The following is a 14,907-nucleotide window of genomic DNA, read 5'->3' on the forward strand; positions in this document are numbered from 1 at the left end:
CCCTCCGCCTCAGCGGCGGATCACGACTGCGATGAGCAGTGCCAGAACCGACATGAGCACGAGATCGATGGTCGCGACCGTGTGCAAGCCCGCCGTGAACGCCTCGCGCGCTGCCGCGATCAGCTCGCCGCCGGCGGCGGGCGGCATGAGATCGGCTGCCACAAACGCACCGGACAGAGTCTCCGAAGCACGTGCTGCCACCTCGGCCGGGACCTCCGTCACCGACACGTCGGACAGGCGGCCGCGGTAGACGACCGCAGCGGCACTGCCGAGGATCGCGACGCCCAGCGCTCCACCCAGTTCCGGCGCCGTCTCGGACAGCGCGGAAGCCTGCCCCGCACGGGCGACGGGCACGGCTCCGACGACGAGGTCGGTGGACAGTGTCATCATCGCCCCCAGGCCCAGTGAGACGATCACCGAACCGACGACCGGAAGCATCACTCCGCCAGCGGGGTCCACGCGCATCAGCACCGCGAAGCCCCCGGCGGCGACGAGGAGCCCGGCGACCACGACGTTGCCGGGCGGCCAACGTCGTGCCGCGACCGGCGCGGCCGTCGCCGCTGCGAGCACCCCGAGCGCGGCGGGGACGGTCCAGAGCCCGGCGGCGAGCGGGGAAAGCCCGAGGACCAGTTGCAGATACTGGGCGAGGAGGAAGTTCGTGCCGAACAGGGCGAAGATTCCGAGCAGCAGGGTGACGATCGCGAGCCGGAACCGCCTGGAACGGAACAGGGTCAGATCCACCAGCGGATCGTCGATTCGCCGCTGGCGCCGGAGGAAGACTCCGGCCGCGACCACGCCGAGGCCGAGCGTCACGGTCGCCGGCAGACGGATACCGTTCTCCGCCATCTCCTTCAGACCGAGAATGACCGACAGGACGGCGACCAGAGAGAACGCGACACTGAGGAGATCCACGCGCCCCGCCCCCTGCGAGCGTCCTTCGGGAAGGACGAACGGGCCGATCACGAGGAGGGCGAGCACCAACGGCACCACGGTCAGGAAGGTCGCACCCCACCAGAAGTGCTCGAGAACCCAACCGCCGATCAGGGGACCCACCGCGGTGCCTCCGGCGACGCTCGCGATCACGGCGCCCACGGCCGACGTCCGTTGGCGTGGATCAGCGAACATCGTCGCGACGAGTGCGAGCGCCGTCGGCATCAGAGTCGCGCCCATCACCCCGAGCAGCGCCCTGCCGGCGATGAGCGCCTCAACACTCGGCGCGTACGCGGCGAGGACCGATACCGCTCCGAATCCCGCGGCACCGAACAGGAGCAGCCGACGACGACCGACCCGGTCACCCAATGCCCCCATGGCCATCAACGACCCCGCGAGCAGGAAACCGTAGACGTCCACGAGCCAGAGGGACTGAGAGGCCGAAGGGCCGAGATCCCGCGCGATCGCCGGCAGGGCGAGATTGGGCAGGGTGAGCTCGAGCGACGCCACCGACGTCGGCAGGACCAGCACCGCGAGCCCCGCCCACTGCTTCCGCCCCGCTCGCGCCGGTGCGACATCCGTCATGCGGCCACGCTAAGACCACAACGACGGTTGAGGTCAACTGCGCAGCAGCGCTCAGAGGAGCACGGCGCCCGCGGGCTGCGTCCCCTCCTTGGCGACGGCGGAGTAGGCGGCGACCAGCAGGGACGGGTCCGGGCCCTCGAGCCGGCCGGGACGGGCCAAGCCGTCGAGCACGACGAACCGGAGCAGGCCCGCACGGTTCTTCTTGTCCTTTCCCATGTACTCGAGCAGCTGCCCGAAGGCGTCGGCGTCGTAACTCGTGGGCAGGCCGACGGATTCGAGGACCCGACGGTGCCGGTCGGCGGTCTCGTCGTCGAGGCGGCCGGCGAGGCGGCCGAGCTCGGCGGCGTAGATCAAGCCGACGGAGACGGCCGCGCCGTGGCGCCAGCGGTAGCGCTCGCGGCGCTCCAGCGCATGTGCGAGAGTGTGGCCGTAGTTGAGGATCTCGCGCAGCGAGGACTCCTTGAGGTCGGCGGAGACCACTTTCGCCTTGACCTCGATGGAGCGGCGGACCAGCTCGGGCAGCACGTCGCCGGTGGGATCGAGCGCGGCCTCGGGGTCCTTCTCTATCAGCTCGAGGATCACCGGGTCGGCGATGAAGCCGGTCTTGATGACCTCGGCCATGCCGGCGACGATCTCGTTGCGCGGCACCGTCTCCAGCGTCACCAGGTCGACGATCACGGCCCGCGGCTCGTGGAAGGAGCCGACCAGGTTCTTGCCGGCGTCGGTGTTGATGCCTGTCTTGCCGCCGACGGCCGCGTCGACCATCGCGAGCAGCGTGGTGGGGACGTGCACCACCGGCACGCCGCGCATCCAGGTGGCCGCCACGAAGCCGGTGACGTCGGTCGCGGCGCCGCCGCCGAGGCTGTAGATCACGTCCTGGCGGCTGAGGCCGATGCGGCCGAGCACCTCCCAGCAGAACCCGGCGACCTGGAGGTCCTTGCCGGCCTCGGCGTCGGGCAGCTCGATGCGGTGCGCATCGATCCCCTTGTCCGCCAGGGCCTGCCGCAGTACCTCGGCGGTCTCGGCGAGGGTCGGCTGGTAGAAGATCGCGGCCGTGGTCGCCTCGCCGGCCGCGGCGACGGTCTCGTCGAGGAGCCCGCGACCGATCACCACGTCGTAGGGGCTGCCCGCGTCGACGCGGACCTTCACCGGATTCTCGCTCATCTACTACTCCGATCGATTCTTGGCGGACGTGCGGAGGACGGTGGGCAGCTTCGGCCAGGGGCCGCGGCGTTCCCGCCCGGGTGCGGTGTCCTTGAGGCGCCGCTGCACCTGCCGGACGACGGACGACGGTGCGCGCCCCACGGTGGAGACGCGGATCGTCGCGAGTTCACGGTAGATCGGCGTGCGCCGCGCCATCAGGGCGCGGTACGCCGCGGCGGGGTCGTCGCCCTTGAGGAGCGGGCGGTTCGACGCGGCCGGGCTGACGGTCCGCCGGATCCCCTCCTCCTCGGTCAGTTCGAGGTAGACCACCTGGTGCCGGCGCAGCAGCGTACGGGTGGTCTCGGAGAGAACGGCGCCGCCGCCGAGCGAGACGACGCCGGGATGGTGCGCGACCACGTCGGCCACGACCTCCTCCTCGATGGCGCGGAAGGCGGGCTCGCCGTCGCCGGCGAAGATCTGCGGAATGGTGCGGCCCTCGCGGCGCTCGATCTCCTCGTCGATGTCGAGGAACTCCACCCGGAGGGCGCGCGCGAGCCGACGGCCGATGGTCGTCTTCCCCGCCCCGGGCGGGCCGATCAGGATCGCCGCGGGCCCCGGCTCGCGGCCGGGCGCGGTGCCCATCAGATCGCCTCGGGCGTCACCCGCTGCAACCGCGCCGCCACCTGCTCGGAGTACCGCTCGAAGTTGCTGCGGGTCTCGTCGAGGCTGTCGCCGCCGAACTTCTCGAGCGCCGCCTGGGCCACGACGAGCGCCACCATGGCCTCGGCCACGACGCCGGCGGCGGGCACGGCGCAGACGTCGCTGCGCTGGTGGATCGCCACGGCCTCGGTACCGGTCTGCATGTCGATGGTGCGCAGCGCGCGCGGCACCGTGGAGATCGGCTTCATCGCCGCGCGGACGCGCAGCTCCTCACCGTTGGTCATGCCGCCCTCGACGCCGCCCGCGCGGTTGGTCGAGCGGAGCACGCCGCCCTTGTCGGGCAGCATCTCGTCGTGCGCGGCGCTGCCGCGGCGGCGGGCGGTCTCGAAGCCGTCGCCGACCTCGACGCCCTTGATCGCCTGGATGCCCATGAGCGCGGCCGCGAGGCGCGCGTCGAGGCGGCTCTCCCCGGACGCGACGGAGCCGATGCCCACCGGCAGGCCCGTGACCACGACCTCGACGACGCCGCCGAGGGTGTCGCCGTCCTTCTTGGCGGCCTCGATCTCGGCGATCATCGACTGCTCGGCGGCCTCGTCGAAGGCCCGCACGGGCGAGGCGTCGATCTTCTCGAGGTCGTCGCCCGACGGGGTCGGCCCGACGTAGGGCTCGGACGCTCCGATGGAGATGACGTGGCTGACCACCTCGGCGCCGAAGGCCTGGCGCAGGAAGTTCCGGGCGACGGTACCGGCGGCGACGCGGGCGGCCGTCTCGCGGGCGCTGGCGCGCTCGAGGACGGGACGGGCGTCGTCGAAGCCGTACTTCAGCATCCCCGAGTAGTCGGCGTGACCGGGGCGCGGCCGGGTGAGCGGCGCGTTGCGGGCCATGCCGTCGAGCAGCTCCTGGTCGACGGGGTCGGCCGACATGACCTGCTCCCACTTTGGCCACTCGGTGTTGCCGATCTCGATGGCGACGGGACCCGCCTGGGTACGGCCGTGCCGGACACCACCGAGGATGGTGACCTTGTCGGCCTCGAACTTCATCCGCGCACCCCGGCCGTAGCCGAGGCGTCGCCGCGCCAACTGGGCGGCGATGTCCGACGACGTGACCTCGACGCCCGCGACCATGCCCTCCATGAGGGCCACGAGGGCGGGGCCGTGCGATTCTCCTGCGGTTATCCAGCGCAACACGCGTCCCATCATCCCAGATCGACCCGCCGGACCGTGAGTTCGGGTGGCCGAAATCTCGGTCGCAGGGTAGAGTGAACTCCATGACCACAGTCGCCGCATCCTCGACTTCCGACCGCCGTGCAGCAGCACAGCGGTCCACCGTCGACGTTTTCGGTGTCGCGTGGCCCCGCTACAAGGCCGAGGCGCTGGTCGCCGCGCTGGTCGTGCTCGCCCTGGGCGTCGTGCTCACGCTCGCCACGGGTGCGGCCTCATTCGCGCCCGCCGTGCTCGCCGCGGCCGGAGTCGGCGTCGCGGTGTGGTGGGCGGCGCGCGCAGTCCACGCCCGCGCGTAACTGCACCTCCGGCGCCTTGCGCCTCGACCGCCTCCCCCCTAGGATCGCCTAACCAAACCGGTCCTCATCACGGGAGTCGTCGTGCCACGAACGCTGCGCAGCCGCCGCTCCTTCCTGCACTTCGCGGGGGCGGGCGCCGTCGCAGCGACGCTGGGCACCGCCGCCTGCGGGAGCACTGACTCGTCGGGGTCCGGGGCGCCGACCGTCGACGTCCGGTACCTCGACCTGTCCTTCGCCGTCCCTCGCGAGCCGAAGCGGGTCGTGGTCATGGAGGGCCGCGGCGACCTGGAGTTCGCCCTGCTCGCGGGCTATCCCGTCGTGGCCACCGCGAACGCCTACGACCAGGGGAAGCGGCCGTCGGGGCAGTTCGCCGGCAGGCTCGGCGACGACGTGACGATCCTCTCCCCCGCCGCCGGGGCGCGTCCCAAGGCCGAAGAGGTGCTGATCCACGCGCCGGACCTGGTGGTGATGCGCGCCAACGCCTACCGCGGCGACTGGTACAACAACTCCCAGCTCTCCGGCGCCACCGCGATCCTGGCCGTCGAGGTGAACCGCCCGCAGTGGCGCGAGGACATGAACGCACAGCTCGCCGCCGTCGGTCGCACGGCGAACGCGCAGCAGTACGTCGCCGACTACGACGCGAAGGTCGCGGCGACCAAGCGGGACCTCGCCGGGACGCTCGCGGGCAAGCGGATCGCGATGGTGACCACGACCGGGAGCAAGGCCCGCGGCACCGTCCTGGTGTGGGCGCAGACCTTCGGTACCGCGATCGGGCGCGAGATCGGCATGGACGTCCTCTTCGGCGACCGGCAGGTCGACCCGTCGAAGGGCTCCTTCGAGGCGAGCCTCGAGAACCTCGACGTGCTCGCCGGCGCCGACCTGATCCTCCACCAGGACACCGACGGATCCATCGCGGACGTCCAGACCTGGCGCACGCTCCCCGCGGTCCAGGCGGGCCGCGTGGCGAAGCTGAACCCGCAGTACAACAACGGCCTCGTCCTGACCGCGTCCGCGCTGGTCGACGACCTGGCCGCGGCCGCGCAGTCGCTACGCTGAAAGGAGATCCGGACCGATGGCCCGATTCGACGGGTACTACCAGGCGGAGGTCGTCGCGGCGCACCGCGTGACACCGAACATGGTCCGCGTGCGGTTCGGTGGGCCGGAGCTCGCGCAGTGGGTCAGCAGCGGCGACCCCGACGAACGCCTGACCATCGCGTTCCCCAGTCCGGGCAGGCGTACGCCCCCGCGCCCCCGGATCGCCGGCGGCGCCTGGCACTTCGACGACGCCGCCGCGCCCGAACAGCGCAGCTACACGGTCCGCCGGGTCGGAACGGGAACGCTCGACGTGGACTTCGTGGTGCACGAGGGCGGCGTCGCCGCCGAGTGGGCTATGCGAGCCGGGCCGGGCGACGCGGTCGGACTCTCCCAGGCGGGAGGCTGGTACCGCCGCCCCGCCGGCGTCACGTCCGTCTTCCTGGTCGGCGACGCGACCGCGCTCCCCGCGATCGGCCGGATCGCCGAGGAACTCCCCGCTGACGTCCGCGCCCACGCGATCGTCGAGGTCGCCTCCGACGACGACGTCCAGGACCTGCCGTCGGCGGCGGACCTCACGACCACGTGGCTGACGGGCAGCGGGATGGGCCGCGCACCGTCGGGCCTCCCCGATGCGGTCCGGAACCTCGCGCTCCCCGGCGACGGGGTGTACGTCTGGGCTGCCGCGGAGACATCGGCCACGCGCGCGATCCGCAAGCACCTGCGGCACGAGCGCGGCCTGCCGAACGCGGCGATGACCGTGATCGGCTATTGGCGCACGCAGAAGGAGGCGTGGCTGCAGCGGTACGAGCCGGCGAGGCCCGGCCTCCGTCGACGACGGGACGCCCTCGAGGCCGCCGGCCTGTCCGGCCAGGATCTCATCGAGGCGTGGGACCAGGAGATGGAGCGCGCGGGCCTGTAGACCGCGGTCACGCCGCCCAGCACGGCCCTTGCCCCCGCGTTCGCCGCGGACGTACGGTCGAAGAACCGGCGGACCTCGTGAGGCGCCGCCGCCACACCCGCCGGTCGGCCCGTGACGACACGGACGAGAGCGGAGGTGCGCCGTGGACTCCCCCTCCCTCTTGGGCGCGCCCGCCGTCGAGGCCCCCGTCCGGGACCCCGCGTACTTCGCCGATCTGGGACTGGACCGCATCATCGCCGAGGCCGCGGCGCACGACTCGGGCATCGCGCCCCTGTTCCGCGCCCCGGCCCCGACGGTGGCCGCCGCGCGGTACCGGCAGGACGTATGCCGGGTGCTGCGCCGGGACGCGCGCCTCACCACAGCGCTGCGCGGGTTCTGCGCCACGATGGCCGGGATGCGCGAGGCCGCGTCGAACGCCGAGCGCCTGCGGCTGCGCCCCGAGCGCGACGCCTGGGCGCTCGACGGTGCCCGCCGCTACCTCGCCGCCGTCGCCGACCTCCGCGCGGCCCTCGCCGAGACGACGGACCCACCCGCGGCCGTAAGCGACCTGCTGGCCCACCTCGACACGCTGTCGGACTCGCCCGAACACCGACGGCTCTCGCACGATGCGGCGGAGGTCACGGCGCTGATGGATGCGGTCGAGTACACCGTCCGGATCAAGAAGTCCGACGTCCGCGTGGGCCGCTACCACGGGGAACCGGACTACGGCGCCGAGGTCGCCGCCGTCTTCGAACGGTTCCGGGTCGACGGTGCCACCCGCCGCGCGGAGGACGCCCCCGTCCGCCCCGGACTCGACGGCGTCGAGGCCGCCATCCTCACGGACGTCACCGCCCTGTTCCCCGAGACGTTCGCCGCCCTCGCCCGGTTCCGGGACCGGCACTCCGGCTACGGCGACCCGGTCGTGACCGCGGCCGACCTCGAGATCCGCTGGTACCTCGGCTATCTGGACTTCGCAGCCCGCTCGGAGGCCGCCGGAACACCGTTCACGCTCCCGACCATCGCCGACGATCCCGTCCTCGCCGCGCGCGGCATCGTCGACCTCGCGATGGCGATCGACCTGCACCGCCGCGGAACGCCCGTCGTCGGCAACGACCTCCGGCTCGACGCGGACGAGCGCGTCCTCGTGGTGACCGGCCCCAACCACGGCGGGAAGACGGCGCTCGCGCGGGCCTTCGGCCAGATCCACCACCTGGCGGCGCTCGGCCTGCCCGTGCCCGGCACCGCGGCCGAGATCGGGCTCTTCGACGCGCTGTTCACGCAGTTCGAGCGCCCCGAATCCGCCGACGACCGGCACGGCAGGCTGGAGTCCGACATCGCGGGTATGCGCGAGATCCTCACCGCGGCCACCGATCGGAGCGTCGTGGTGATGAACGAGACCTTCGCGTCGACCTCCCTGGAGGACGGGATCCGCCTCGGCTCCGCCGTCGTCCGCGGACTGGTGTCGACCGGGGCGCGCTGCGTCTACGTCACCTTCGTCGACGAGATCGCCCTGCTCGGCGACGGGGTGGTGAGCATGACCGCCGACGTCCCCGCCGATCCCGCAGAGCGCACCTACCGGGTACGACGGGGCCGGCCGCAGGGGCTCGCCCACGCCGCGGCCCTCGCCCGCCGGCACGGCCTCGACGCCGAGACCCTGCGCCGCAGGATCGCGTCATGAGGACGCGCCTGCTGTACCGCGACCGGGATCTGCACGACACCCCGGCGGCGCCTCCGCGCTCCGAGGAGCTGCGCCGCAACCTCGGGCTGGACCGCCTGCTTCCGGTCATGGCCGCCGGCGACGACGCGCTGTACCGCGTCGCGGAGAGCCTGTTGCTCGGCGACGTCGCCTCCGCGGCGGACATCCGCTACCGGCACGAGGTCCTGCGGGACTGCCTCGTCCACCCCGACGCGGTCGACGAGCTGCGCCGGATCGCAGCAGCCGCGGTCGAACGGGAGCGGCACAACTACTTCGGGCTCTTCACCCGCGCGACGCCCGACAAGGTGCTCTACCGCTCCCTCGACGTGCTGGACATGTTCGTGGACGCGTTCGCCGAGCTGCGGGCGGCCTGCGACCGGTGGCGCGGCGACTTCTCCTCGGCGGGCTTCGACGCCTTCTTCACGTGCATCGCGACCGAGCTCGACGACGAGTACCTGGCGACGGTGCGGGCGCACCTCAAGGAGCTCCGGTTCGCGAAGGGAGAACTGATCAGCGTGCGCCTCGGGGCCGGGGCGCACGGAACGGATCACGTGCTGCGCCACCCGGACCACTCGACGTGGCGCCGCCTGCGCGGACGGGACGGAACGATCGACCTCGACGTCGACGACCCCGCCGCCGCGGAGGCCCTGGCCGTGCTGGCGGGCCGCGGCATCCGGACGGCCGCGGACGCCGTCGCGCAGGCGGCGGAACACGTGGCCGCGTACTTCCGGACCATCGCCGACGAGCTCGGCTTCTACCGCGCCGTCATGAACCTCGTCGCCGCCCTCGACGAGCGCGGCGCGCCCTGGTGCCTGCCCGAGCCGGCGGCGCGGGGCCTGACCTGCCGCGGGCTCTACCACCCCGTGCTCGCCCTCGAGGCCCGGGAGCCGGCGGTCGGGAACGACATCGACACCGAGGACGCGGCGGTCACGATGATCACCGGCGCGAATCACGGCGGGAAGACCACGCTGCTGCGGAGCATCGGGACGGCGCAGCTCATACTGCGCTGCGGCATGCCGGTCCCCGCGCGCGAGTACCGCGGCGCCGTCCACCCCCAGGTGCTCACCCATTTCGGCGGCGAGGAGCGCGAGGGCGGAGACACCGCGGGGCGGCTCGAGGAGGAGCTGGGGCGCATGAGCGCGATCGCCGACGTGATCCGCCCCGGCGCGCTGCTGCTCTGCAACGAGTCGCTCGCGTCGACGAACGAACGCGAGGGCGCGGCGCTGGCGCGGCAGATCGTCGAGACCATGCGGGACTGCGGGATCACCGTCGTGTACGTGACCCACATGTACGAGCTCGCGCGCGGTCTCGCCGACGCGGCAGATCCGCGGCACGCCTTCCTCCGCGCCGAACGCCTCGACTCCGGCGACCGCACCTTCCGGGTGCTACCCGGCCGCCCCCTCCCGACCAGTCACGGAGAGGACCTGTTCCAGCGGATCTTCGGCGCCGGAGCGGGAGTCTGACGCGGCGAGCGCGGCCGCGTCCACGTCAGGAGAGGGTCACGAGAGGCAGTTGGGCCCCAGCAGCGCCTTCAGGTCACCCATCAGCGACGACGACTGGTTCACCCGCAGGGTGTCGTCGAGCCGGAGCGTGGTGGCCTTGTCGCCGCTGACGAGCTTGACGTGCACGTCGGAGACGCCCGGGTGGCGCTGCAGCACCTGCTTGAGCGCGGAGACCTTGTCCTGCGTGCACACCCGCGTCTGCATCGTGAGCGACAGCGGCTTCGCGACCCCGATCTGGGAGAGGTCGATGGGCGCGATGTCGTTCGCGATCAGTGTGACCTTGTCGTCGCGGAAGTTCACGCGGGCCTTGATCAGCACCACCGCGTCCTCGACCACCTCGGCGCCGAACGCGGCGTAGGCCTGCGGGAAGAAGAAGACCTCGATACCGCCGGAGAGGTCCTCGAGCTGCGCCGACGCGAACGGGGCGCCGTTCTTGTTCACGCGCCGGTTCACCGACTGCAGGATGCCGCCGACGGTGACCTGGGTGCCGTCCTTGACGTCGCCCTCGACGATCGCGGGGATGGGGGTGTCGGTCTGCGCGGCGATCACGTGCTCCACCCCGTCGAGCGGGTGCGCGGAGACGTACAGGCCGAGCATCTCGCGTTCGAGGGCGAGCTTGTGCTTGCCGTCCCACTCCTCCTCGGGCACCTTGATGGTGAAGACGTCGTCGATGGGACCGGCGGCGCCCTCCTCCTCTCCCATGGATCCGAAGAGATCGAACTGGCCCACGGCCTCGGCCTTCTTGGTGGACAGCACCGATTCGATGGCGTCGCTGTGCACCAGGAACAGGCCCTTGCGCGGGTGCTCGAGGGAGTCGAAACCGCCCGCCTTGATGAGCGATTCCGTGACCTTCTTGGAACAGGCCGCGACCTCGATCTTGGCGAGGTAGTCGGAGAAGGAGGTGAAGTTCCCCTTCTCGGCGCGGCTGCGCACGATGGACGCGACGACGCCCTCACCGACGTTGCGCACCGAGCCGAGGCCGAACCGGATGTCCTCGCCGACCGAGGTGAACTGCAGGTGCGACTCGTTGACGTCGGGCGGGAGCACCGTGACCCCGAGGCGGCGGCAGTCGCCGAGGTAGATGGCGGCCTTGTCCTTGTCGTCACCGACCGACGTGAGCAGCCCGGCCATGTACTCGGCCGGGTAGTTCGCCTTGAGGTACGCGGTCCAGTACGAGACCAGGCCGTACGCGGCGGCGTGCGACTTGTTGAACGCGTACCCGGCGAAGGGCAGCACGGTGTCCCAGAGCGCGGTGATCGCGGCCTGCGAGAAGCCGTTGTCGAGCATGCCCTGCTGGAAGCCGCCGTAGGCCTCGTCCAGCACCGACTTCTTCTTCTTACCCATCGCGCGGCGCAGGATGTCGGCCTGGCCCAGGCTGTACCCGGCGACCTTCTGCGCGATGTGCATGATCTGCTCCTGGTACACGATCAGGCCGAACGTGTCCGCGAGGATCTCCTTGAGGGGCTCCTCCAGCTCCGGGTGGATCGGCTTGACGTCCTGCCGCCCGTTCTTCCGGTCCGCGTAGTCGTTGTGCGCGTTCATGCCCATCGGGCCGGGGCGGTACAGGGCGCCGACGGCGACGATGTCCTCGAACTTGGTGGGCTGCATGCGGCGCAGCAGATCCCGCATCGGGCCGCCGTCGAGCTGGAAGACGCCGAGGGTGTTGCCCTTCTGCAGCAACTGGTACGTGGTCTCGTCGTCGAGCGGCAGCTCGTCCATGTCGAGCTCGATGCCGCGGTTGGCCTTGATGTTCTCCAGGGCGTCACCGATCACGGTGAGGTTGCGCAGGCCCAGGAAGTCCATCTTCAGCAGGCCGATGGCCTCGCACGACGGGTAGTCCCAGCCGGTGATGATGGCGCCGTCCTGCGCGCGCTTCCACACCGGGATCGCGTCGGTGAGCGGATCACAGGACATGATCACCGCGCAGGCGTGCACGCCGGCGTTGCGGATCAGGCCCTCGAGCCCGAGCGCCATGTCGTAGATCTTCTTGACGTCCGGGTCCGTCTCGATGAGCTGCCGGACCTCGACGGCCTCTTTGTACCGCTCGTGCGAGGGGTCCGTGATGCCCTTGACCGAGATGTCCTTGGCCATGATGGGCGGCGGCAGCGCCTTGGTGATGCGGTCGGCGATCGAGTAGCCGGGCTGACCGTAGATGACGCGGGCCGAGTCCTTGATGGCGGCCTTGGTCTTGATGGTGCCGAACGTGATGACCTGGGCCACCTTGTCCGAGCCCCACTTCTCCGAGGCGTAGGTGATCATCTCCCCACGCCGGCGATCATCGAAGTCGATATCGATATCGGGCATCGACACGCGCTCGGGGTTGAGGAACCGCTCGAACAGCAGGCCGTGCGGGATCGGGTCGATGTTGGTGATGCCCAGCGCCCACGCGACGAGCGAGCCGGCCGCGGAGCCACGGCCCGGGCCCACGCGGATGCCGACCTCGTGCGCGTGCGCGATCAGGTCGCCGACCACGAGGAAGTACGCGGGGAAGCCCATCTCGTTGATCACCGAGAGCTCGTACTTCGCGCGCTCGATGTAGTCCGCCGGCGGGCCGTCCGGGAACCGGCGGTTCAGGCCGTCCATGACCTCGGACTCGAGGAACGACTCCTGGGTGTGGTGCTCCGGGACCGGGAACCGCGGCATGCGGTCCTTGTGCTCCCAGACCTCCTTGTAGGACTGGACGCGCTCGCCGATCTCCACGGTCGAATCGCACGCGCCGGGCACCTGCGAATCCCACAGGTCACGCATCTCCTGCGCCGACTTCAGGTAGTAGCCGTCACCGTCGAACTGGAACCGCGTGGGATCGGACAGGGTCTTGCCGGTCTGAATGCACAGCAGCGCGCCGTGCGACTCGGCCTTGTCCTTCGTGACGTAGTGGCAGTCGTTGGTGGCCAGCGGCTTGATCCCGAGCTTGCGGCCGATGTCGAGAAGGCCCTCGCGGACCCGGCGCTCGATGTCGATGCCGTGGTCCATCAGCTCCAGGTAGAAGTTCTCCTTGCCGAAGATCTCCTGCCACTTCGCCGCGGCCTCCAGGGCCTCCTGCTCGTGCCCCAGCCGCAGCCGTGTCTGCACCTCGCCCGACGGGCAGCCCGTGGTGGCGATGATCCCCTCGGCGTGCTCGGCGATGATCTCGGCGTCCATGCGGGACCACTTGCCCAGCTGCCCCTCGAGCGAGGCCAGCGAGCTGAGCTTGAACAGGTTCCGCAGCCCCGTGGCGTTCTCCGCCACCATCGTCATATGGGTGTACGCGCCCGAGCCCGAGACGTCGTCGCTCTTCTGCGACGGATCGCCCCACTTCACCCGCTTGGTGTTGAACCGCGACTCCGGCGCGATGTACGCCTCGATACCGATGATCGGCTTGATCTCGTACTTCACCGCGGTGTTGTAGAAGTCCGACGCGCCGAACATGTTGCCGTGGTCGGACATGCCCACCGCCGTCATGCCCAGCCGCTTCGCCTCGGCGAACAACGGGTCGACCTTGGCCGCACCGTCGAGCATCGAGTACTCGGTGTGGTTGTGCAGATGGACGAACGAGCCGGCGGCGGACGTCATGGGCTACTCACCTCCGGTGAAGAATCTCATCGCTGTCATTAGGCAGTGTAGGCCCCTCCACCGACACGTCCCGCGGATCGTCAGCCGAAGGCGATGACCAGGATCAACACCAGCAACGCGGCCACCGCCACCCCCACCAGCACCAGCACGGCGGGCGACATCCCGCCCGGCGCCGAGGGCGTTGCCGGTGCCGAGGGCTTCGCGGGCTGCGCGCGCGGCGCCGGCGGGCGCGGCATCGCGCCGGACTGGGCACCCGCGGTCGCCCCGTACAACGGCTGCGGGGCTGCGGCCTGCGGAGCCGCGGGCTGCGGGGGGCGCCCCGTCGGGTAGCTCGGCCGGTTCGCCTGCCCCCGGATCCCCGGGGCGACGGTCCGCTGCACGGGCAGGGACGGACGTCCCGCGGTCGCGGGGGCCTGCGGTCCGGACGGATGCCCGGGACCGGGCACGTAACCGGGCGGCGTGGGTCGCGGCACCGGGCGCGGCGCGGCGCGGCCGACGGGCGCAGTCAGCGCGGACTTGAGCGCGGTCGCGAACTCCTTGCACGTCGCGAATCGCTCCGCCGGGGTCTTGGCGAGCCCCCGCGCGACCACGGCGTCGACGGCGGGCGGCACGCCCTGGCGGATCTGCGAGATCCGCGGCGGCGGCGCGTTGAAGTGCGCGTCGATCACCGCATCGGTGCTCGCCCCCGTGTAGGGCACCTTGCCGGTGACCAGGTGGAAGAACGTCGCGGCCAGCGAGTACTGATCCGAGCGCGGGTCGAGTTCCTCGCCGCACAGCTGCTCCGGGGAGGCGTAGGCGAGCGTCGCGAGGACGGTGCCGACGGCCGTGAGCTGCGAGGTGTCCTCGCCGCCCTTCGCCACGCCGAAGTCGGTGAGCAGGGCGCGCCGCTCGTCGCCGTCGTCCTCGTCGTCGACGGCTGCCACCAGGATGTTGGCGGGCTTGATGTCGCGGTGGAGCAGGCCGGCGCGGTGCGCGCGGTCGAGGCCTCGGCCGATCTGGCCGATGATCTCCACGGCGACGGCGGGGTCCAGCCCGCCCGGGCTGCGCTTGAGCAGCACCGAGCAGTCGTCGCCCTCGACGTACTGCATCGCGATCCACAGCCGGGCGCCCTCGGTGCCGCGGTTGTAGATGGTGACCACGTTCGGGTGGTCGAGGCGCGCGGCGAGCTCCGCCTCCCGCAGGAAGCGCTTGCGGAAGGCCTCGTCGCCCGAGTAGCCGGCGCCCAGCACCTTGAGCGCGTCGTATCGGGGCAGCTCCGGGTGCTTGGCGAGGTAGACGGAGCCCATGCCGCCGGATCCGAGGCGCCGCTCGATCCGATAACCGCCGATCACCGTCCCGGGTGCGAGTTCGTCACTCATGTCCGCCGCTTCTGCCCCATGTCGTCCGT

General features: G+C 71.4%; 11 protein-coding genes. 5 read left to right on the forward strand and 6 right to left on the reverse strand.

The window, feature by feature from the left end:
* Window positions 1–9: 9 nt before the first annotated feature.
* From ACLQ3K_RS01355 to aroC, 4 genes are read right to left on the reverse strand one after another with little or no spacing between them, the layout of a single operon-like run.
* Complete coding sequence (locus ACLQ3K_RS01355) at window positions 10–1,515, reverse strand: MFS transporter (protein ID WP_425996437.1); 1,506 nt, start codon at window positions 1,513–1,515, stop codon at window positions 10–12.
* Between the two features lie 51 nt (window positions 1,516–1,566).
* Window positions 1,567–2,679, reverse strand: a complete 1,113-nt coding sequence (aroB, locus tag ACLQ3K_RS01360; RefSeq protein ID WP_224646595.1) for a 3-dehydroquinate synthase — start codon at window positions 2,677–2,679, stop codon at window positions 1,567–1,569.
* 3 nt (window positions 2,680–2,682) lie between these two features.
* Entirely contained in the window at window positions 2,683–3,300 is a 618-nt protein-coding gene (locus ACLQ3K_RS01365) for a shikimate kinase (RefSeq protein WP_224646596.1), read from the reverse strand.
* On the reverse strand, window positions 3,300–4,505 hold the full coding sequence (aroC, locus tag ACLQ3K_RS01370; RefSeq protein ID WP_308011432.1) for a chorismate synthase: 1,206 nt from the start codon (window positions 4,503–4,505) through the stop codon (window positions 3,300–3,302). The genes ACLQ3K_RS01365 and aroC overlap by 1 nt, the downstream gene beginning before the upstream one ends.
* An 80-nt stretch (window positions 4,506–4,585) precedes the next feature.
* Between aroC and ACLQ3K_RS01375 the strand changes: the two genes are divergently transcribed.
* The 5 genes from ACLQ3K_RS01375 (at window position 4,586) to ACLQ3K_RS01395 (ending at window position 9,929) form a co-directional block, all read left to right on the forward strand.
* Window positions 4,586–4,837, forward strand: coding sequence for a hypothetical protein (locus tag ACLQ3K_RS01375; RefSeq protein WP_336671350.1), 252 nt, complete (start codon window positions 4,586–4,588; stop codon window positions 4,835–4,837).
* An 81-nt stretch (window positions 4,838–4,918) separates the two neighbouring features.
* Window positions 4,919–5,893, forward strand: coding sequence for an ABC transporter substrate-binding protein (locus tag ACLQ3K_RS01380; RefSeq protein WP_425996441.1), 975 nt, complete (start codon window positions 4,919–4,921; stop codon window positions 5,891–5,893).
* Between the two features lie 16 nt (window positions 5,894–5,909).
* Window positions 5,910–6,791 carry a siderophore-interacting protein gene (locus ACLQ3K_RS01385; RefSeq protein ID WP_224646600.1) on the forward strand — a complete coding sequence of 294 codons (882 nt, stop codon included), beginning with the start codon at window positions 5,910–5,912 and terminating at the stop codon, window positions 6,789–6,791.
* A 142-nt stretch (window positions 6,792–6,933) separates the two neighbouring features.
* A complete protein-coding gene (locus ACLQ3K_RS01390) occupies window positions 6,934–8,448 on the forward strand; it encodes a MutS-related protein (protein ID WP_425996443.1) in 1,515 nt (504 codons plus the stop codon).
* Window positions 8,445–9,929 (forward strand): MutS-related protein, encoded by a 1,485-nt coding sequence (locus tag ACLQ3K_RS01395; protein WP_425996446.1) that lies wholly within the window; start codon window positions 8,445–8,447, stop codon window positions 9,927–9,929. Before ACLQ3K_RS01390 ends, ACLQ3K_RS01395 begins: the two co-directional genes overlap by 4 nt.
* Window positions 9,930–9,965: 36 nt before the next feature.
* Here ACLQ3K_RS01395 and dnaE read toward each other — a convergent pair whose 3' ends face one another.
* Together dnaE and ACLQ3K_RS01405 are read right to left on the reverse strand one after the other, a co-directional pair.
* Window positions 9,966–13,520, reverse strand: coding sequence for a DNA polymerase III subunit alpha (gene dnaE / locus ACLQ3K_RS01400; protein WP_425996448.1), 3,555 nt, complete (start codon window positions 13,518–13,520; stop codon window positions 9,966–9,968).
* Window positions 13,521–13,600: 80 nt separating this feature from the next.
* Window positions 13,601–14,878 carry a serine/threonine-protein kinase gene (locus ACLQ3K_RS01405; protein WP_425996450.1) on the reverse strand — a complete coding sequence of 426 codons (1,278 nt, stop codon included), beginning with the start codon at window positions 14,876–14,878 and terminating at the stop codon, window positions 13,601–13,603.
* Between the last annotated feature and the right edge of the window lie 29 nt (window positions 14,879–14,907).

This window comes from Tsukamurella sp. DT100 (assembly GCF_049844855.1).
In the GTDB taxonomy this organism is placed as follows: domain Bacteria; phylum Actinomycetota; class Actinomycetes; order Mycobacteriales; family Mycobacteriaceae; genus Tsukamurella.

Excerpts from the sequence above, each read along its gene's own strand:
- ACLQ3K_RS01355 (WP_425996437.1), bottom strand. The coding sequence starts at position 1,515 with ATGACGGATGTCGCACCGGCGCGAGCGGGGCGGAAGCAGTGGGCGGGG.
- ACLQ3K_RS01405 (WP_425996450.1), bottom strand. The coding sequence starts at position 14,878 with ATGAGTGACGAACTCGCACCCGGGACGGTGATCGGCGGTTATCGGATC.
- ACLQ3K_RS01375 (WP_336671350.1), top strand. The coding sequence starts at position 4,586 with ATGACCACAGTCGCCGCATCCTCGACTTCCGACCGCCGTGCAGCAGCA.
- ACLQ3K_RS01385 (WP_224646600.1), top strand. The coding sequence starts at position 5,910 with ATGGCCCGATTCGACGGGTACTACCAGGCGGAGGTCGTCGCGGCGCAC.
- ACLQ3K_RS01365 (WP_224646596.1), bottom strand. The coding sequence starts at position 3,300 with ATGGGCACCGCGCCCGGCCGCGAGCCGGGGCCCGCGGCGATCCTGATC.
- ACLQ3K_RS01395 (WP_425996446.1), top strand. The coding sequence starts at position 8,445 with ATGAGGACGCGCCTGCTGTACCGCGACCGGGATCTGCACGACACCCCG.
- dnaE (WP_425996448.1), bottom strand. The coding sequence starts at position 13,520 with ATGACGTCCGCCGCCGGCTCGTTCGTCCATCTGCACAACCACACCGAG.
- aroB (WP_224646595.1), bottom strand. The coding sequence starts at position 2,679 with ATGAGCGAGAATCCGGTGAAGGTCCGCGTCGACGCGGGCAGCCCCTAC.